The sequence below is a fragment of the Acidobacteriota bacterium genome (genome assembly GCA_040752675.1).
In the GTDB taxonomy this organism is placed as follows: domain Bacteria; phylum Acidobacteriota; class Polarisedimenticolia; order JBFMGF01; family JBFMGF01; genus JBFMGF01.
In genome coordinates, this window is record JBFMGF010000118.1 from 1 (window position 1) to 21,015 (window position 21,015).

The following is a 21,015-nucleotide window of genomic DNA, read 5'->3' on the forward strand; positions in this document are numbered from 1 at the left end:
CAAGATTCAAACCATTAAAAAGATGGCTTGTGGTTTTAGGAACAGGGAACATTTCAAGACAGCCATTTATTTCCATTGCGGAGGTCTACAACTTTATCCAGTTACCCATTGGAATGTCTGATGAGCCCTTTTTGATAATATTTCAATGATTGCTGAATAAGCATAAGTTTACAATTATAAGTCATTGTTTTTAAATGACTTACAAGCAGGATTTTAAGCTTGACTTTTTTTATTTTAAATGTATATGAAATACTTGCAATTGGTTGGTTACCTTAACCTTCAAATAACCATGGGCTATAGATGGGCTGACTTGGAGGAGCGTGATGTCACGTAAGATTAAATCCTGCCTTACTTTTTCTTTATTTTTTATTCTTTTCCTGCCCGCATTCTCGCAAAGCCCTACAATCGAGACTATCATTCCAAATTGGGGGCCTCCCGCAGGAGGTACAGATTTTGTCGTCAAAGGAACGAATTTTAAGAGTGGAGCCAAAGTCTTAATTAACGGAATTGAATGCACTACGATATTTGTAGATCCAGAAACGCTAAATGCAACATCCCCCAACATGGGCACATATGGCATCTATCAGGTCAGAGTCAATAATCCGGATGGAAAGTATGCGTACAGGAATAGTGCTTTCAGCGCTATTCAGAAGGTATATTACATCGCTGAACCCCCCCGCGGTAATGATTCCAATAACGGGACAAGCCCTTCTACACCGAAGGCAAGCATCCAGAAGCTCATCGATGAAAAAATGGGAGGGAGCAATCCACCCGATGATGGTCCGATAGAGATAAGACTGGAACAGGGAACCTACAAAGAGAATCTCTGGCTGAGGAGAAGAATTATCCTCACCGGCGGATGGTCTACAAACTTTACATCACGGGATCCAGACCAGTACATAACAATCTTGGACGGCGATTATGATGACATGTGTGCGAGGAGCTGGGGATTTGCCGCTACGATTACGATGGACGGGATCACGATGATCAACGGTCGGAGGATCCAGTACGGAGGTGCCTACTATTCTCTAGATGATTACTCGACTATAACAAACAATGTGATTGCAGGGAACAGGGCAGAAATGAATGGCGGTGCTATTTACATGACGTTTAACAACGACATGTATAACACGATCATAAGCAGCAACATCATTGTCGGGAACCGCGCCGATTATCACAATGGCGGAGGCATAGGAATCTTCCCATACGGGACGTATCCGTACTCCTTCATACCGGATGCAGCTATTTCGAGCAACTATATCGTTGGCAATAAAGCTCGAAGGGGAGGAGGAATCTGGATATATCCCGATTTCAACGAGTATGACAGGGTAAAGATAAAGCATAATCTCATTGTGAAGAACAAGGCGGAGGGGGGCAAAGGAGGTGGAATCCTTCTTGCTGACGAGACCACCATAAATCTGATAGCCGACGTAAAGAATAACTTGATCAGGAACAATGAAGCAAAGTCTTATGGCGGCGGATTGCTGGTTGATGGAAATGGCGAGGGGTCCTTCACCATAACTCAGAACACCATAGCAGGAAATAGCGCAAGCTGGTTTGGGGACGGGATCGCAGTTTATGACACAAACACATCGACCTTCAGCGTCAGGAATTCTATCCTATACTTCAACAATGGTGATGACGTTTATAACGGTCCCGGGACTATATCGATAACCTATTCGGATGTGCAGGAGGGTTTCACCGGGAGCGGCAACATCAGCAGTGATCCACTCTTTGCAAGCGGACCGCTGGGGAAGCATTATCTCTCACAGGCAGCGACAGGGGAGCAGGATGTTAACAGTCCCTGTCTGGACAGCGGGAGCGGGACGGCAAGCGACCAGGTGATGGATTCGCTGACGACGAGGACGGATGAAGTTGGGGATAGTGGTACTGTGGATATGGGGTATCACTTCAAGAGTTCAGGGATTCCGACAGATGCGGCGACTCCGAATGTGAGCAGCATAATACCCTCTGGTGTAAATTTCAGGGGAGGGGACTGGGTGGTGATAAGGGGGAGTGGATTCAGGGAAGGGGTGAGGGTATTCATAGACAATGTGGAATCTAGCGATGTGATTCTGATAACGGAGGGGAAGCTGCTGGCGGAGGCACCGGCTTCAACTGGAGGGAAGAGGGGGCTGGTGAACGTAGAGGTGAGGAACAGCGGTGGGCAATCAGCGGTAGTGACGGATGGAGTAAGATATGCGGATGTGATTCCGCCCAAATGGGATACGACTGTGGGGATTCAATCTGCAACAGATGCAAAAGATTGCAGTTTGGGGATTGTCTTAAAATGGTTCGGGGCTACAGATACAGATTCTTCTCCCGTTTCTTACAACATCTATAGAACAACTCAGGATCCATTTGATACAACCTCAGATTACAGGTTCATCCCGACAAAGAAAGCTTATCCAAGCGATCCAGGTGGTTACCGTCCTGCAACATATCTCACGAATGTTCCGGACTTGACCTATTTAGATACGAATGTGTCTAAGAGTGTACAATACTGGTATATCGTGGAGGCAATTGATTCTGCGGACAAATATGGAGAAACCCCCAACAGGGAGCTGAACAGCGTTATCAGTACAGAATCGGGGACGATCCCGACGACAAATTCTTCGGATACGACTCCGCCAGAACCCGTTGGCAATACTTTAAAAGTGACGAAAGGAACCGGTGACAAGATCCACCTTGACTGGATGGCTTCAGCCGGAGCATTCAAGTATAACATTTACAGAAGCACGGATAAAACCAACGTGGGGAATGCCAGCAACAGGATCACAACCATAACCAACGGCTATACAACGGAATACGATGATACTCCTCCGTCAGGCGACATGTTTTTTTATAAGATCAAGGCGACGGATAGCTGCAATCCTTCAGGCAATCCTCCTGGAAACGAAGCAAATGAGTGAAGGTAAATATTGAACAGGCAAGTAAAGAATGCCTGGACCTCTATGATTTATATCTTCAATGAGAAATGCAAGGTGGAGAGGTAAGATGAAAATTAAAATAAGATCTTCTTTTTTGTTCATATCCGTGCTGATTCTTCTTGTTTCACTGGTCTATTCACAGACTCCTACCATTGAGACGATCATGCCCAACTGGGGCCCACCATCAGGAGGAACCTCATTCACTGTCAAGGGAACGAATTTTAAGAGCGGAGCTACTGTCAGCATAAAAGGGATAGATTGCACAACCACCTTCGTTGATGCAGAGACCCTCAATGCCACGTCGCCGAATATGACCACATACGGGATCCATGAAGTAAAAGTAAGAAACACTGATGGAAAGTTTGCGATAAGAAGCAACGGTTTCTGCGCTATTCAGAAGGTATATTACATCGCTGAACCCCCCCGCGGTAATGATTCCAACAACGGGACAAGCCCTTCTACACCGAAGGCAAGCATCCAGAAGCTCATCGATGAAAAAATGGGAGGGAGCAATCCACCCGATGATGGTCCGATAGAGATAAGGTTAGAGCAGGGTACTTACAAGGAGAATCTATGGCTCAGGAACAGGATCGTTATGACAGGGGGGTGGTCCACCAACTTCACTTCACGTGATGCTGATCAGTACATCACAATCCTGGACGGCGATTACGACGACTTGTGTGCTCGGACCTGGGGGACTGGTGCCACGGTTGTCGTAGATGGAATAAGCATGGTCAATGGAAGAAGAGTGGCTTCAGGGGGAGCATTTAAATCAACCGATGACCATGCCACACTTACGAACAACATCATTGCGGGGAACAGATGCGAAACAAAGGGTGGCGGTGTCTACCTTCTCTTCAACGATAATATGGCTAACAGCGCGATCAGCAATAATATCATCGTTGGAAATAGAACGGATCTTCACGATGGTGGAGGAGTCTCTGTCGCGCATTATCAGACATACCTTTACGATCTCCTTCCTGACTTCGCTATATCGAGCAACTATATCGTGGGGAACAAGGCGAAAAGGGGCGGAGCCATCCTGATCTACCCTGATTTCCACGAGAGCAACAGGGTCCAGATAAAGAATAACGTCATTGTCAGGAACGAAGCAGAAGAGGGAAAGGGCGGTGGGGTTCTCTTTTCCGACGATGCAACTATCTACATAGAAGCAGATATAAAGAATAATCTCATCAGAGATAATGAGGCAAAAACTTACGGTGGAGGATTGCTTGTGGATTCAGATGGGGAGGGAATCTTCAATATTACGAACACCACGATGACCGGGAACCGAGCATCCTGGTTTGGTAATGGCCTGACCGTATATGATTCAAACGCTTCCTCAGTAAATACCAGGAATTCTATCCTATACTTCAACAATGGTGATGACGTTTATAACGGTCCCGGGACTATATCGATAACCTATTCGGATGTGCAGGAGGGTTTCACCGGGAGCGGCAACATCAGCAGTGATCCACTCTTTGCAAGCGGACCGCTGGGGAAGCATTATCTCTCACAGGCAGCGACAGGGGAGCAGGATGTTAACAGTCCCTGTCTGGACAGCGGGAGCGGGACGGCAAGCGACCAGGTGATGGATTCGCTGACGACGAGGACGGATGAAGTTGGGGATAGTGGTACTGTGGATATGGGGTATCACTTCAAGAGTTCAGGGATTCCGACAGATGCGGCGACTCCGAATGTGAGCAGCATAATACCCTCTGGTGTAAATTTCAGGGGAGGGGACTGGGTGGTGATAAGGGGGAGTGGATTCAGGGAAGGGGTGAGGGTATTCATAGACAATGTGGAATCTAGCGATGTGATTCTGATAACGGAGGGGAAGCTGCTGGCGGAGGCACCGGCTTCAACTGGAGGGAAGAGGGGGCTGGTGAACGTAGAGGTGAGGAACAGCGGTGGGCAATCAGCGGTAGTGACGGATGGAGTAAGATATGCGGATGTGATTCCGCCCAAATGGGATACGACTGTGGGGATTCAATCTGCAACAGATGCAAAAGATTGCAGTTTGGGAATCATGTTGAAATGGAATAAGGTTACAGATACGGACTCACCCAACGTTTCTTACAACATCTACAGAACGACTTTGAACCCATGGGATTCTACGAACGGGACGCCGTTCATCCCAACCAAAAAGGCTTACACGAGTGATCCTGATGGATACCGCCCTGCTACTTACTTGAACAACGTCCCGGATCTTACCTATATGGATGATAATGTCTCCAAGAGTACTAAATACTGGTACATAGTAGAAGCCGTTGACTCCGCCGATAAGTTCGCTGAAACGCCTAACAGGGATTTAAATAGTGTAATAAGTATTGATGTTACAGCCACAACGAGTACTAATACGACTCCTCCCGATCCAGTTGGAAATACGTTGAAAGTGACGACTCCCGATAAAGGGGCAACGATTCATCTTGATTGGACCGCTTCCGCCGGTGCTTTTAAATACAATGTGTACCGCGGCACTGAAAAGAATAATGTGACAACAAAGATCGGGACGACCGCCCATGGATACACGACGGAGTTTGACGACACTCCGAGCGGCGATATTTTCTATTATAAGATAAAAGCAGCGGATAGCTGCAACAATGAGGCGAGCGAATAGTACTGCGCATAAGCCTTTAGACGTAGCTCTCTCTTGAAGTAAAGTTCCCCGCCTTTTTGATTATAGCACCCACTATCATGAACAACCTGCAATGCACATGGCAAGTATCATGTTTCATAAATACATTTGCAACGTCGCTCGATTCTTTCCACCGAGGCCAAGCTCCTCGTCCGCGTCCGCCCAGGAGGGCTGCACATCGATATGTTATAATTTTAAAATAATGAAGAAGATTCTTGCGTTACTAATTTTCGTTCTGATCTTCTATCTTATCTCCGGAGTCAGAATTCTTGATCAGAAGGAATACTTTTATATTCTTGATTCAAGTATTTTCTCTTCAAATCCTCAGATCATCAAAACTAAAGTAGGCTACTCCCTCTTCCCCCTTTTATCTATCTATAGGTATGGCAAGCATGAACGAGAAGCCATGCTTGAAAAACTTGAAAAGCCCTTCATAAGCAGGGAAGGGTCAGAGTTTTTTATCGAAGGTAAGATCGCTTTTGCATTTGACGGGGACAGAATAACGCTTGCGCATCCGCACATCAAGAGCAGGGGTTACTATCCTGTGGATTCGAGAATCTTCTACGATTCTATGCAGAGAGTCCTTTCAACACTTGTGATGCCAAATCCCGAGATGAGGACGAGATGGTTTCAGATCTGTATCGAACTGGAAGAGTCCCTCGTTCAGGAAATGAAGGAATTCGGAATAGAGGTCCGCTCTATTAAACTGAACAAGGTATTTTTCAAGAATGATTTGAACATCATACAGAAACCGCTCGATGCGAAAATCCTGATCATCGGCCTTGATGGAGCGGACTGGGATATCCTGAATCCCTTGATGGAATCAGGAAGACTGCCCAACCTCAAGAAACTGAGGGATCGGGGAAGCTCTGGAAAACTTCTCACAATCAATCCGTCTCTATCTCCAATCGTTTGGACCTCTATGGCAACCGGGAAGAAACCTGACAAGCATGGAATCATGGATTTCCTTGCCATTGACGAGAGAACGGGCTCAAAAGTCCCGGTAACGAGCAATCTAAGAAGGGTTAGAGCGATGTGGGGAATCCTTGGAGATCTGGGTATCAAGGTAGGAATCGTGGGATGGTGGGCGACTTGGCCGGCTGAAAGCGTGAATGGTTATATCATTACCGACAGAGTTGCATACCAACTTTTTGGCATCTCGTCAAGAGTTGAGTCTGCACAAGGGAAAACATATCCGCCAAGCCTTTACTCGAAAATAGCAACTCTGATTGTCAGACCGGAAGAAATGACATGGGATGACATCAAAAGATTTTTTGGACCTGAAGCTATGCCTGAAGATTTTGAAGGAGAGAAAGCAAAGCTGATGGAGGATTTCAAAACTCTCTATTCCTCAAGTGAGACTTATAGGAAGATCTACCTGTTCCTTGAAGAGAGAACGAATGCGGATCTGGAAGCTGTTTATTTCGAGGGTACGGATACCGTCTGCCACCTTTTCATGAGATACAGAAAACCGAGGATCACAGGAGTTACCGATAGGGAGATGAAGATCTTCGGCGACACAATTGACCGCTACTACGAGTACATAGATGGAGTCATTGGAGAGATTCTTAGCCGAAAGGACGAGAGCTGGACGATAATCGTATGCTCAGACCATGGATTCAAGGTGGGCGGAGAGCGGCCGATTACCTATGATGCGAGGATAGATATGGGCAAAGCCGCTTTCTGGCACGAGCGGTACGGTATCCTCATTGCTGCTGGAAAAAATATAAGGAGAGGAATGCACGTAGAGGAGGGTAGAATTCTCGATCTTCTGCCTACGGTTCTCTCTCTCTATGGACTCCCGGTAGGAGCCGATATGGATGGGCGGACCTTGATCCAGCTTTTTGATCCGGTTTTTCTCGAAAGGTATCCTGTAAGATTCACGAACTCCTACGAGAGGGAAGTTACCCTTGCCTCTTCAGAGACTCCCATTGAATCTGATATGGATCAGGAGATAAGGGAAAAACTTCTATCTCTTGGATACATATCATCCGATAGCGATAATTCATTCAACAATCGTGGTCTGGTTCTCATCAACAGAGGAGACTTCAAGGAAGCTATCGAACAGTTCAAAAAGGCCCTTGAGATCAACCCCTCTTTCACGGCGGCCATGACCAACATGGGGATTGCAAAGATGCACATGAAAGAGCTGGATGGGGCAATCGACATCTTCAAAGAAGTTCTCAGAAGAGAACCGGACAACATGGAAGTGGAGAATTTGCTGGGAAACGTCTATATGGAAAAAGGAGAACTGCATTCAGCAGAAGAACATTTCAGGATAGCTCTTTCAATCGAACCCCGTTACGCCGATGCCATTAACAGCCTGGGAATTCTCTATGAAAGGATGGGGCGACTTGAAGAGGCGCTCAAGGAGTATAGAAAGACCATTGAGATCGATCTGGACTATGCGGAAGGTTACAACAATATCGGAAACATATGGAAGATGAAAGGATATGATGAAGAGGCCATCCGGTGGTATGAAAAGGCGATCGATGTCGATCCCTTTTTCATCGGCAGTTACAACAACATCGCTCTTATATATCAGGAGAGTGGGGATCTTAATAAAGCTATTCAGTACTTCAACAAAGCGCTTGAAAGAGCTCCAAACAATGCCATCGTGATGAACAATCTCGGGAGTCTCTATTTCCACAGAGGTGAGATCAAACCTGCCATGGATATATGGAAAAAGGCAATAGAGATCCAGCCCGGTTATGAATCTCCTTACAACAACCTTGGAGTGGCCTTGGGGAAGCAGGGGATGTTCGAAGAAGAGATTAAGATGTACCAGAAGGCTCTACAACTCAGGCCGGATTACGTGGATGCCAGGAAGAACTTGGGGCTGGCATATTTCCGGAACGGAGAATCTGAAAGAGGACTCCGTGAACTGGACAGGATCGTCCAGAAGGACCCCGGGAACATCAAAATCTGGATTCTCATGGCAAGAAACTACTTCGAGAGAGAAGAGTATCAAAAGGGACTGTCTCTCATAGAAAAAGCGCTATCGTATGAGTCTCAGAATATCAATCTCTTGAATATGGCCGGAGAGGCTTCCGCTTATATTGGCAACAATGAAGAGGCACTTCGATATTTCCAAAAATCGCTTTCCCTGGTTCCAGATCAGAAGAATATCAGAGTGAGAATCCAATCTCTCTCCCACTAATTCCATTTAAAAAGCTTTTAAGATGCCGGGTTGATAAATACAGTTAATGCAAGAGGCGATATCCTAATTTTATAAAATAGAGCGAAGCAAATTTTCAAGTTCGGATATTTATTATGCCCCAGATACCGGCAAGACCGAAAATGATGTTTGGTGCCCATGCGGAAAGGAATGGAGGAAGGATCCCCTCAAGGCCAAGAGCGCTGGATATTGCGAATACCGCCCAGTAAACGATGATTATGAGGAGTGAAATGCCGACTCCATAAAGAGATCCCTTCTTCCCAATAAGAAAGGCAAACGGTATCGAGATCAGGACCATGATGAGTGAGGTCAGCGGGAATGAGATCTTTTCGTGTAGCCCTACACGGAGGCTGCTGGTATCGTATCCCGCCAGTTCCATGTTCTGAACATATTTTCTCAGCTCGAAATAGCTCATCTGTTCCGGTATCCTGGAACCACCAAAAAAGGTCCTCTCCTTGTGCTCGAAGTAATCGTATCCTTCCGCTATAGCATATTCTTTTTGGTTGAAATGTTCGTATCCAGTATTCTTCAGGAATCTTCTCTCCCATCCGTTCTTCAGTTTCCAACTTGTTCCATTCCAGGAGAATTCTTCGGCCTGAATCCTCTTTTTCAATGTGAATCGATCCTCCCAGATCTCAAGGATCGTGACGCCGATCAAGGTGGGAGGAGACGATTCATAATTTTTATAGTGAAAGACCCTCTTTCCTTCTCCCATCATCCAGCGTCCGTGAAATGCGCTGTAGCTGCTTCCTCTTCTTCCTTCGATCCGGTCCTTGATCATAAGAGCCTTTTGATTGGTATAGGGAAGAATGTAATCCTGCATGAAATAAAAAAGAACGCTGAAAAGAAAAGAGACGATGATCAGGGGAACGATCATCCTGTAACTGCTGATACCAGAGGATTTTATCGCAACCACTTCAGAATGCTTCGAGAGTGAGGCGATCGTCACGATGGCACTCATCATAGATGAGATTGGGATAATATATTTCATCATGCCGGGAGTGTAGTATTTGAAATACTGCAGAATGATCGACATGGAAAATTTTCTTTCGATGACGGAATCTATAATCCCTTTCAGTTCAACGACGAGGGAAAGCACGTAAACGGTCATCGCTATGAAAACAAAGACTTTCAGGTAATGGATTACGATGTAGCGGTCGATGACATTCAGGAAATACCCGGATCTACTTCCCGGTTTTCTGGTGAAAGAAAAATCGAGCCAGCTTGCTGCTCTCCCGCGAGTTTCCTTGAGAGATAGAACGAACTTGATCTTATTAAGCCAGATGATCAAATAACCCGGATCGATCCTTCTCAACGACTTGACCTTTCCGGCAATGATCAGGAGAAGCCCACATAGAAGCATGAGAAGATTGGCGCCCCAAATTCCAAGCCAGGCCGGGATCCTATCTTCAAGAGCCAGATCGCGGCCTATAATGAAGGTTGCCCAGTAAAGGATAATGATAAGGATACTGATTGCGAATCCCCCGCCTTTGCCACCTCTTATGTTTATCATGGCTAGTGGAAATGATACCAGACAGAAGGCTAATGAAACGAAAGGGATGGCAAATCTCTGATTAATCTCGGCCAGGATCCTTCTCAGGCGGAAAGCGGAAGCTGGGTCTCCCGGAGATGACATAATCTTTTTCATCTCCTGGTAAAGATCTCCAACACTTGAATCCTGGATTCCGCGCTGCGGAGGAGCGCTGAAGACTTGCATCATCTCCTGATAGTTGCTCAATGTCAGAGATAGATTAAAAAACTTATTTATCCTGTAAGCGTCAGGCTCTTTTGCAGAGAAAATATGAATTTCACCATCTTCAAGGTAGATTTTTATCGTTCCTGTATCTCGTTCATTGCTCAGGAAGCCTCGTTCCGCTAGTATCAACTTTTCCGGCTCTTCTTTAGTTTCCTCCTGCTTGATTAGGACCCTTTCCATAAGTTTTGTGTCGGATTTTATCTCGTCGGCATAAATTATGACTTGCTCCATCTTGTCGTAAAAGATCCTCTGTTTGATATCCCTGGTGATGTCGCTTCTGAGAAAGATCTCGTTCCGGGTCTTTCTGGCTTCGAACTCAGATGCTGGCACGAGAAAGAGATAGATGAGCAGGGATAAGATTGCTGCCACAAGCGCAAAGTAAAAAGTTGCTTTAAAAATCTTAAATCTTCCTATTCCTGAGGCATAGCATGCGATGACTTCGCTATCGGCAACGAGTCTTCCAACTCCGATGAGAATGCCTAAAAGGACAGACATGGGTATCGTCAGGACGATGATCTTGGGGAATTCGAGTGATAGTAGCTTGAGCACAAGGAAGAACGGCATCTCTTTCTGGATTGCCTCCCGCGCCAGAAGGAAAAAATGGTTCATCAGAAGGACGAAGGTGTATAAAAGAAGGCCTATCAGGGCAGGGGAAAGTGTTTCCTTAAAAATATACCTGTCAAGCTTCATCATCTGTTACCACTTTTATTCATAATTTTATCAGAATAGCCCCCGCCACAGCTAAAAAAATAGAATATCTTCAAATATCAGCTGGAAAAATCCGGGAGGCTAAGTGTCACCATGCGCCCGCAGCGGAAGGGGGAGCCAACGCGATCATCTTAATAAGCTTTCAAGATATGGAGTGATAATCACTGTTAATGTCCGATAAGATATATTATGTAAACTAAATGGTGACCCTTTGAACAACATTACGAGCTTATGCAATCTTTTATGAAATAGCTTATATGCAAATTAATCAAAGGTATTTAGGCATGGATAAATATAGACCAGGACAAAGCGAAAACTAATATCCTTTGGTTCAATGCCCTGACTTTGCCGGTGAAATGTCTCAAAAGTGGCTAAAGGCAATCACCATATTTTGCAGGATGGATCACTCTTTATTCTTTCAATGATTTCTTCTAGGATCGAGATCAGTTCTTCCCTCTGCACTTGCTGCTTGTTGAATCTAATGTTTAATGAGAAACTCCTGTTCTCCGGTCTGTAATGAAAGATAAATCTTTTCGCCATATTGTTGTTGATGCGATTGTTATTCTTTTCTCGTTTGAAAGATCTTGCTTCTTCCCGAGTCATTCCATCGTTGGCGATCTTTTTGATGAGAAGCTTCATATCTTCTTCATTGCTCAATCGCGCTATCTGCAGAAGCATGGATTTAGATCTGATGTCGGCACGCCGACAAAGGTCCTTTATATCCTCGGATAGCTTGTTAAGAGAGAGAGTCTCGGTGATTGATGTTCTTGATTTTGCCAATTTTTTTGCTATCTGTTCATGTGTGTAATCAAAATAATTGATCAGGTTTTGAAGAGCCGTTGCTTCTTCAAAAGGATCAAGATTTTTCCTCTGCAGGTTCTCGACTAGAGAGATCTCAAGGCTTCCTCCATCGTCAACGTCGATCTCTATGCACGGAATCTGCTTCAACCCGGCAATCTTGCTTGCCTGATATCTCCTTTCGCCTGCGATGATCTCATACTTGCCTTTGAAAGACCTTACGAGAACTGGTTCCAGGACTCCTTTTTCTTTGATGGAACTTACAAGTTCATTCAAATCGCCAAAGTCCTTTCGCGGCTGGAATGGGTTGACATCCAGTTTGCAGATGTCAATGAACTTTCCAATCGCGGTTGATTTTGAGGAGAGAAGCTCCTCAACAAAATGCAGTTCTGTCCTCGATTTTTTTCCTTGTGGCAAACCTCTCAATTTAGACACGACCAATCACCTCTTCTGAAAGCTTATAGTATTCCAGGGCACCAGAAGAATTTGGCGCGAATGTAAAGATGGATTCCTTGTAAGCTGGTGCCTCTTCCAATCGCACGCTTTTGCTAATGATCGTTTTGAACACCTTGTCACCAAAGACGTTCCTTATCTGATTCTTGATGTCCCTTGCCAGGATGGTTCTCTTATCATGGAGAGTAATAACTACTCCTAAGAATTGAAGATTGGGATTCGGGCGAGCCCTGATCTTCTCATAGGTTTCCAGGAGATCTTCCGTTCCTTCAAGAGCGAAGTAAGATGATTGAATAGGAACGATTAGATGGGAAGATGCTACCAGAGCATTGATAGTTAGCAGTCCAAGCGTTGGAGGTGTGTCGATGATAATATAATCATAGTTATCTTTTATTTCATCGATCTTATCCTTTAACTTGAAATGACTATCAAATTCGCCCAGAAGTTTCGACTCTGCTTTTGCAAGAGAGATTCGGGATGGAGCGAGATGAAGATTCTTAACATGCGTCTTGTATGTGATGTCTCTAAATTTAACGTTAGGATTCACAAAAACATCGTACATTGAAAGAGTGATCTGGGATAGATCAAGATAGGAAAGAGAACAGTTGGACTGTGGGTCAAGATCCGCAAGCAAAGTTTTATAATTCTTCTGTGCTAGAGCGGCTGCGAGATTAATAGAAGTCGTCGTTTTTCCAACGCCGCCTTTTTGATTCGTTATTGATATAATCATCTCAAAGGAATGGCAAGAAAACCAGGCCAAAATCAGAGGGGAAAATTTATATAATAATATATATTGAATGGCTAATTGTCAACAGGCTTTTTATTGCGCAACTAATTGCCAGGCTCTCTACATTTCATATTTTCCCAGCTCTTTTGGATCCACATTTTCGAGCCATTTGCGCAATCGATCGGCTTCGCTCAACTCACGAATATCGATATTCTTGGCCTTGTGAAGAACATCGCTTTCCACGAAGATCGGAGAGTTGGTGCGCAACGCAAGAGCGATGGCATCGCTTGGACGGGAATCAATCTCAATGGAGCAGTTGTTGTGTTTGAGATAAAGGGTCGCAAAGAAGGTGTTTTCTTTTAAATCGTTGATGACTACCTTTTCCAGCCCGACATGAAAATCATCGAGGATGTTTTTTAAGAGATCATGTGTCATGGGTCTCGGAGAAATGATCTTTTCAAGCTGCATTGCAATGGCATTTGCTTCAAAGATTCCAACCCATATAGGAAGTATTTCCTCGCTCGATTCTTCCCGAAGGATTATGATAGGCATGTTGGAAACCGGATCTATGAGAAGGCTTTTCACTTTCATTTTTATTAGCATCAGAAGCTTCCCCCTCTAACTTAAGGAATATCTATATAGCTTTAAACTATCCCCTTGTCAAGAAAGAAATTTAGCTTAAGATTAATTCACCGATGAGACAATGAACAGAAGAATCTTTGATCTTGACCGTTACAATCCTATCCTTAAGTGGCTCTCTGCAATAGAAGTTGACGATCTTGTTATTTTTTGTCCTTCCAGAAAGCATATTGTTGTCTTTCTTGCTTTTCCCGTCATATAAGACTTGGACATCTCTTCCTATCCATTCTCTGTTGGCCTGTTCTTGGATCGATGTCTGCAAATTCTGGAGAGAGTGCAACCTTTCTAATTTAACACTATGCGGTACATTGTCATTCAATTTGGCAGCAGGTGTGCCAGGTCTTGGAGAATAAGCAAAAGAATAGATATTTTGGAATTCTATTTTTTCAATTAGAGAAATTGTATCTTTAAAATCTGAATCATCTTCACCAGGGAATCCAACTATAATATCTGTACTTAAAGTAAAATCTTTAATGTTTTCCTTTAACCAAAAGACTTTTTCGATATAATCTCTTGCAGTATACCCTCTATTCATGAGTTTAAGAATCCTATCGGAACCTGATTGGACTGGCAGATGAACATGGTTGCACATCCTGTCGTTTTCCTTCATCTCTCGCATTATTTCGAGCGAGAGATGTGAAGGATGTGATGTTGTGAATCTTATGCGCTTCAAAGAATGGATCTTCAACAGCCCGCGCAGAAGATCGACGAAAGTTTTATCTTCGAATCGATATCCATTAACATTCTGTCCGAGCAACTCGATCTCTAGAAAACCTGATTCCGATAGAAAGATAGCTTCCCTTATGATCTCCTGGAATGGGCGACACGCTTCCCTGCCCCTGGTCTGCGGGACAATGCAATACGAGCATCCTCTGTTGCATCCTTCCATGATTGTGATATAGGCTTTCGGAAATGTCTTTCTAACAAAACTTTCGAAGCGGATCATCGAGAAATCATCTTTCCACAAGGGATCCAAACAGATGGAAGATGACGAAGATTGATCGATGAGCTTTTCAATGCTTCCAAGGCTACGAGGACCCATGATGAAATTTACATGAGGAGCTCTTTCGAATATTCTTGATCCTTCCTGTTGTGCCACGCATCCGCAGAAGCCGATGATCAGAGAAGGGTTCTCTTCCTTCATCTTCTTCAAGCGGCCGAGGAAAGCGAACGCCTTCTGAAAGGATTTTTCTCTGACGCTGCATGTATTGAGAAGGATTACATCCGCATCAGAGAGAGCGGCGGAGGGAGCGTATCCCATGCTGGAAAGCACACCAGAAATCTTTTCTGAGTCATGATCATTCATCTGGCATCCCCAAGTCTTAATGAAATATCTTTTCATGAGAAGAATGGCCTTAGTTTTTGGTACGTTGTGTCAATGTCTTCAGGAATGATTCTCGTTCCGGAGAGGATGCTTATGAAACTGGTGTCCCCTTCCCATCTGGGTATGACATGAAGATGCAGGTGATCTTTGATGCCGGCTCCTGCGCATTTCCCGATGTTCATTCCGATATTAAACCCTTTAGGGGCATAGACTTTTCTGAGGATATCCTCGCATTTAGAAGCCATTTCCAGCATTTCCTGAAGGGTTTCCGGGCTTAAATCGCTTAGATAGATAACATGATCGTTGGGAACTATCATGAGATGCCCATTATTGTATGGAAAGAGATTCAAGATGATGAAACCATAACGTCCGCGAAACAGTATGTACTTTTCTTCATCTTTTCCAGCCCCTCTGGCAGCGCAAAGAATGCATTCATCGGAGTCTGAGCTAGAGGTCACGTACTTGAATCTCCAGGGAGCGTAAATGTTTTCGTACATATCAGCCGGACGTTTCGTTAATTAGCTCTTTTAATTCTTTTCCCGGCTTAAAGTAGGGTATCTTCTTCTCGGGGACGAAGACCTTGACGCCTGTTTTTGGATTTCTTCCCTGTCTGGATCTTCTCCTTCTGATCCTAAAGCTGCCGAAACCTCTCAATTCCACTTTCTCGTCGCGCTTGAGAGCCTCGATGATTGATTGAAAGACAAGATTGACGATGGCCTCTGAATGCCCCTTCGTTAGATCAGAAACCCTGGAAACTTCCTCTACGAGCTCTGCTTTTGTCATATCCTCTCTCCTCCTTCATAATAGAGGAAATGAAGGCTATTCCTCTCTTTTTTCCGCGTTTTCAGAGTCCGATTTCTCTTCAGCAGATTTCTTAGCCAGATCGCTGAAATCGCCAACAAGATCTCCGATGCTGATCCTGCTGCTTTCCTGCTTCTCTATATATTCCTTTACGTCTCTTCTCTCTTCTTCATCGAGAGCAGCTTTTACACTCAGTCCAATCTTATTTTCCTCTGGATCCATCTTGATGATCTTGACCCGGATTTCTTGACCTACGGAGAAATGGTTATCCGGCTTGTCAATTCTATTCTTAGAGAGCTCGGAAACATGGACAAGACCTTCTACGTTCTCATATAGCTCTATGAAAGCGCCAAAATCGGTGAGTCTTACAATCTTCCCCGTTAGGATCTCCCCTACCCTGTGATTGGCAAAAAATTCCGTCCAGGCGTTCGGGAGAAGCTGCTTAATTCCCAGCGAGAGCCTCTGATTCTCCGAATCTATCTTGAGGATGACGGCTTCTACCAGGTCACCTTTCTTTAAGACATCCGAGGCATGCTTTATCCGTTTTGTCCAGGAAAGATCTGATATGTGGACTAGACCATCAATCCCCTCGTCGACGGATACGAAGGCACCGAAATCGGTCAGATTTCTGACCTTTCCCTTGATCTTTTGCCCCACTCTATATTTACCTTCGATGAGGCTCCAGGGATTTGGTTCCGTCTGTTTAAGACCGAGTGAAAGCTTCCGTGCTTCCTGATCGACTTCCAGCACGACTGACTCCACGATATCCCCGACAGAAAGAAGCTTGGAAGGATGTTTGATCTTTTTCGTCCAGGACATTTCGGAGATGTGGATGAGGCCTTCCACTCCTTCTTCAAGCTCCACGAATGCACCGTAATCGGTGAGACTGACAACTTTTCCCCTGATCCTGGAACCGATTGGATACTTTTCAGAGACCATCTCCCATGGATCTCTAGTTTTCTGTTTGTAGCCGAGTGATACTCTTTCCTTATCCCGGTCGTACTTCAGAACGACTACTTCAATATCATCCCCGATTGAGAATAGTTCCGAGGGATGATTGATCCGTCCCCAGGAGAGGTCGGTGATGTGAACTAATCCATCGATTCCGCCAAGATCGACGAAGACTCCATACTCTGTGATGTTCTTGACCGTTCCCTTGACTATCTTTCCTTCCTCTATGGATTCGAGGGTCTTCTTTTTCCTTTCCTCGTTCTCCTCTTCAAGAACTGCCTTTCGGGAAAGAACGATATTTCCTCGTTTCTTGTTGACTTTGATCACCTTGAGAAGAAGTTCCTTACCCCTGAACATATCGAGGTTTTTCACAGGCCGTATATCGATGAGAGAACCAGGAAGAAATGCTCTGATTCCGATGTCAACGGCAAGCCCTCCTTTAATCCTTTCGATGACTCTTCCCTTTATACAGCGTCCTTCCGCGTGGGCCTTCTCAACGTCATCCCATATCTTCATCTTCTCTGCTTTTTCGCGTGACAGGACGACGTAGCCATCATTGTCCTCGCTTTTTTCAAGAAGGACATCTATGACATCCCCTTCCTTTATTGTGATCTTCCCATCGCTTCCGATGAACTCTTCTTTGTTGATGATTCCTTCCGACTTGAAACCGATATCGACCATGACCTCGTTCTCCATGATCTTCAATATCCTGCCTTTGACTACTTCGCCTTCAGCAAATTTCTTGAAGGTCCTGTCATAGAGAGCAGCAAAGTCTTCCGATTTGTAATCCTGGGGCTTCCTGCCTGGCTTTCCATCTTCGCTACTTATCACGTTCTCTCCAGTCACGGCGTCATCCGTGGGTATCCTTGATGAAAGGGAATTCTTTGCCTCCTTATTCGAATGCATAAAGATTGTCTCCTCCTGCTATGCTCTATATTCAGCTTTTGCTAAAATATATGTTTTAAACTATTTATATTATGAAAAATAGATTATTGTGTCAAGTATGCGGATCATTTCGGTGAGCAAATCGTCTCAACCTATCGATTTCCTCACTTGAGAGGAAGCGGAAACTGCCTGGATTCAGCCCCTCGAGTGTCAGAAATGCATACCCGGTTCTCTTGAGTTTCAGAACTCGATGATTCAGTTGCCTGAATATCCTTCTGATCTGGTTCTTCTTCCCCTCAGACATGACCATCTCTACCCAAGAATGATCGTCATTCTTGACCATCCTGATTTTAACCGGAAGAGTTTTCCCCTCTTGAAGAACGATGCCCTTCCTGATCTTGAGAAGATCTTCTTCTGAGAGCAACCCCCTGATCTTGACCAGGTAGTTCTTCTTAACCTTTCCCGATGGATGCATCAGTTTGTTGGCAAGAGCACCATCATTTGTGAAGAGGAGCAATCCTTCACTATTGTAATCTAACCGACCCACTGAAAATACCCTCTCCTTCACTCCTCTGAGAAGATCGTATACCGTTCTCCTTCCGGCTGAATCATGCATAGAACAGATGTATCCCTTCGGCTTGTAAAGCATCAGAAAGACGGGTCTTGAAAGCCTGAGCAGCTTGCCATCCACCCTTATATGATCCTTTTCTGGATCGGCCTTCATACCGAGCTGAAAAGCTGCTTTTCCGTTCACCTGCACTCTTCCATCAAGAATAAGCTTCTCCGCCTCCCTTCTTGAGGAGACACCGGCCCGGGACAATATCTTTTGAAGTCTTTCTCTCATTCTTCCTCCGAGGAGCCAGGTTCTTCGACATCCGGTAATGAAATCCCTTCGATCTCAGCGGATGAGGAGAGCATGGAATCGAACTGCTCTATGGGTGGAAGGTCATCTAGGCTATCCAATCCGAAGTATATGAGAAATTGTCTGGTTGTTCCATAGGTGAAGGGCTTCCCTATGGTCCTCTTCCGCCCTGTGATCTTGATGAACTTCTTTTCCAGGAGAGTCTTGATTGCTCCTGACGGATTGACGCCACGTATGAACTGGATTTCGGGAATCGTTATTGGTTGCCTGTAAGCAATAATGGAGAGAGTCTCGATAGCCGCTCGGGACAGTTTCGTTTTGCTGCTAAGTAGAGCGAAATCTTTAAGCCATAGCCCGACGGAACTCCTGGTGGCGAACCGGTAGCCGCCGGCAACTTTCTCGATGGATATCCCTCTGTCTTCAAGCGAATATTCTTGCATAAGTTTGGATAATATGAGGCGGACCTGATTACCACTTTCCTCTCCAAATAGAGAAATTAGATTCTCCACGCTAATCGGTTCCGTCGAAGCGAAGATTAGAGCCTCCACGATTGCTTTCATCTCTTTTTCGCTCGGTATCCTTTTTCTTTTTCTATCGTTTTCTCTGTTCATGAAAGATCAGTTCTGTTCTCCTTCTGATTGGTCGTCCTTTTCCTGGCTGAAGATTCTGATAATATCCCCGGTGTCCCGTTGAAACGCTCTTATCATCTTCAGACGGATGAGCTCGAGAATGGCAAGAAACGTTGCGATCACTTCGGCCCGGGAGGCGCTCCTCGAAAAGATTAGTGGGAACTCAAGAAACTTCTTCATCTTGAGAAGCTCCATTATTGCGGACATCTTTTCCGGAACGGAGTAATCTTCTCTTGAAAGTTCTAATTTCCCCTGAGTCTCCATCTTCTCTAGAATATGTTTGAACGCCGAGAGCAGGTCGAAAAGGCTGACTTCAATGTACTCTTCTCCTTCAAGAATGACGGATTCAGCGAAGCTTCTGTGCCAAATCAAGCTCTGAATGTCTTCGAGAGCAGTGAGATTTTCAGAGGCCGCTTTGTATCTCTGGTAATCGACGAGCTGCCGGGTGAGCCCCGCTCGCGGGTCCTCCTCTTCCGGGAGACCTTCCTTTACTTCAGAGGGCAGAAGCATCTTCGACTTTATGTATATGAGCGTGGCAGCCATCAGAAGGAATTCGCCTGCAACATCGAAGTTCAGCTCTTTCATCAGGTCAAGATAGGCGTTGTACTGCTCAGTAATCCTGACAATTGGGATATCGTATATATCGATCCTGCTAATCCTGATTAAATGGAGAAGGAGGTCGAGTGGCCCTTCAAAGACCTCGAGCTTGACGCGATACGTCTCATTGATCTGCGGATCTTTCATCTTTTCCATCAGAGTTTGACTGCCTCCCTGACCTCTCTCACTGTTTCCGATGCCACTGCTCTGGCCCGTTCCGCTCCCTCAGCAAGCATGGCTTCCATTTTTCTCTTGTCGCTTGCGAACTGGTTTCTTCTGTCAATGAAATCGGAAAACCTTTTCTTCACGTGATCCGCGAGGTAGCTCTTGCACTCTGTACAGCCGATCCCGGCCCTCCTGCATTCCCTGTCGATCTCAACGATTTTCTCGGGCGGGGAGAAAACTTTATGGAAGGCAAAGACCGGGCAGATGTCGGGATTTCCAGGATCATTCCTTCTCTTCCTGGCGGGATCCGTCACCATCATCATGATCTTGCTGCGCATGAGTTCGGGTGGATCGCTCAGGAATATGGAATTGTTGTAGCTCTTCGACATTTTTCTTCCATCCGTTCCGGGAAGCCTGGAAACTTCCGTTAGCATGGCTTCAGGTTCCGGGAAGACGTTTCCATAGAAGTGATTGAATCTCCTGACGATCTCTCGAGTCAGCTCAAGATGAGGCAGTTGATCTTCCCCTATCGGGACGATACCGGCTTTGTAGACAACAATATCGGCCGCCTGAAGAACGGGATAGCCAAGGAATCCGTACGTGTGCAGATCCTTTCCCTTGATCTCCCTCAGCTGTTCTTTGTAGGTGGGAACTCTCAGCAGCCACCCCAGTGGAACGACCATTGAAAGGAGGAGGTGAAGTTCGGCGTGCTCCTTCACGGCTGATTGGATGAAGATCGTGCTCTTCTTTGGATTCAGCCCCGCAGCCATCCAGTCCACGGCCATGTTGAAGATGTAATCCTTGAGGTTGGATGTATCCTCATAATCTGTCGTCAGGGCATGATAATCCACGATGCAGTAAAAGCATTCATGATCCTCCTGAAGTTTAACCCAGTTCTGAAGGGCTCCAAAGAAGTGTCCGAGATGCAAGAGCCCGGTCGGACGCATTCCTGAAAGAACTCGCTTTTTTTCCAT

Annotated in this window: 15 protein-coding genes; 3 read left to right on the forward strand and 12 right to left on the reverse strand. The window is 45.3% G+C overall.

Annotated elements, in window-relative coordinates:
- Nucleotides 1–323 precede the first annotated feature (323 nt).
- From AB1756_10635 to AB1756_10645, 3 genes are all read left to right on the forward strand, one after another.
- Nucleotides 324–2,912, forward strand: coding sequence for an IPT/TIG domain-containing protein (locus tag AB1756_10635; protein MEW5807783.1), 2,589 nt, complete (start codon nucleotides 324–326; stop codon nucleotides 2,910–2,912).
- An 85-nt stretch (nucleotides 2,913–2,997) separates the two neighbouring features.
- Nucleotides 2,998–5,550 carry an IPT/TIG domain-containing protein gene (locus AB1756_10640; GenBank protein ID MEW5807784.1) on the forward strand — a complete coding sequence of 851 codons (2,553 nt, stop codon included), beginning with the start codon at nucleotides 2,998–3,000 and terminating at the stop codon, nucleotides 5,548–5,550.
- Nucleotides 5,551–5,974: 424 nt separating this feature from the next.
- Complete coding sequence (locus AB1756_10645) at nucleotides 5,975–8,728, forward strand: tetratricopeptide repeat protein (protein ID MEW5807785.1); 2,754 nt, start codon at nucleotides 5,975–5,977, stop codon at nucleotides 8,726–8,728.
- 94 nt (nucleotides 8,729–8,822) lie between these two features.
- Here AB1756_10645 and AB1756_10650 read toward each other — a convergent pair whose 3' ends face one another.
- The 12 genes from AB1756_10650 to trpS all read right to left on the reverse strand — a co-directional run bounded on the left by AB1756_10650 (nucleotide 8,823) and on the right by trpS (nucleotide 21,015).
- Nucleotides 8,823–11,195, reverse strand: coding sequence for an LptF/LptG family permease (locus tag AB1756_10650; GenBank protein ID MEW5807786.1), 2,373 nt, complete (start codon nucleotides 11,193–11,195; stop codon nucleotides 8,823–8,825).
- Between the two features lie 396 nt (nucleotides 11,196–11,591).
- The gene (locus AB1756_10655) at nucleotides 11,592–12,443 is read right to left on the reverse strand and encodes a ParB/RepB/Spo0J family partition protein (protein ID MEW5807787.1); all 852 of its coding nucleotides are present in this window, start codon (nucleotides 12,441–12,443) and stop codon (nucleotides 11,592–11,594) included.
- Nucleotides 12,436–13,191: a ParA family protein gene (locus tag AB1756_10660; protein MEW5807788.1), complete on the reverse strand. Its 756-nt coding sequence runs from the start codon at nucleotides 13,189–13,191 to the stop codon at nucleotides 12,436–12,438. Before AB1756_10660 ends, AB1756_10655 begins: the two co-directional genes overlap by 8 nt.
- A gap of 117 nt (nucleotides 13,192–13,308) precedes the next feature.
- Nucleotides 13,309–13,791 (reverse strand): bifunctional nuclease family protein, encoded by a 483-nt coding sequence (locus tag AB1756_10665; GenBank protein MEW5807789.1) that lies wholly within the window; start codon nucleotides 13,789–13,791, stop codon nucleotides 13,309–13,311.
- A gap of 70 nt (nucleotides 13,792–13,861) precedes the next feature.
- Complete coding sequence (gene miaB, locus AB1756_10670; GenBank protein MEW5807790.1) at nucleotides 13,862–15,169, reverse strand: tRNA (N6-isopentenyl adenosine(37)-C2)-methylthiotransferase MiaB; 1,308 nt, start codon at nucleotides 15,167–15,169, stop codon at nucleotides 13,862–13,864.
- Nucleotides 15,166–15,648, reverse strand: coding sequence for an HIT domain-containing protein (locus tag AB1756_10675; protein MEW5807791.1), 483 nt, complete (start codon nucleotides 15,646–15,648; stop codon nucleotides 15,166–15,168). The genes miaB and AB1756_10675 overlap by 4 nt, the downstream gene beginning before the upstream one ends.
- A gap of 1 nt (nucleotide 15,649) precedes the next feature.
- A complete protein-coding gene (locus tag AB1756_10680; protein ID MEW5807792.1) occupies nucleotides 15,650–15,934 on the reverse strand; it encodes an HU family DNA-binding protein in 285 nt (94 codons plus the stop codon).
- Between the two features lie 36 nt (nucleotides 15,935–15,970).
- Complete coding sequence (locus AB1756_10685; GenBank protein ID MEW5807793.1) at nucleotides 15,971–17,809, reverse strand: 30S ribosomal protein S1; 1,839 nt, start codon at nucleotides 17,807–17,809, stop codon at nucleotides 15,971–15,973.
- Between the two features lie 91 nt (nucleotides 17,810–17,900).
- Complete coding sequence (locus AB1756_10690) at nucleotides 17,901–18,632, reverse strand: pseudouridine synthase (protein ID MEW5807794.1); 732 nt, start codon at nucleotides 18,630–18,632, stop codon at nucleotides 17,901–17,903.
- On the reverse strand, nucleotides 18,629–19,261 hold the full coding sequence (gene scpB, locus AB1756_10695) for an SMC-Scp complex subunit ScpB (protein MEW5807795.1): 633 nt from the start codon (nucleotides 19,259–19,261) through the stop codon (nucleotides 18,629–18,631). Before scpB ends, AB1756_10690 begins: the two co-directional genes overlap by 4 nt.
- Nucleotides 19,262–19,267: 6 nt before the next feature.
- Nucleotides 19,268–20,032 (reverse strand): segregation/condensation protein A, encoded by a 765-nt coding sequence (locus AB1756_10700; GenBank protein ID MEW5807796.1) that lies wholly within the window; start codon nucleotides 20,030–20,032, stop codon nucleotides 19,268–19,270.
- Entirely contained in the window at nucleotides 20,032–21,015 is a 984-nt protein-coding gene (trpS, locus tag AB1756_10705; protein ID MEW5807797.1) for a tryptophan--tRNA ligase, read from the reverse strand. Before trpS ends, AB1756_10700 begins: the two co-directional genes overlap by 1 nt.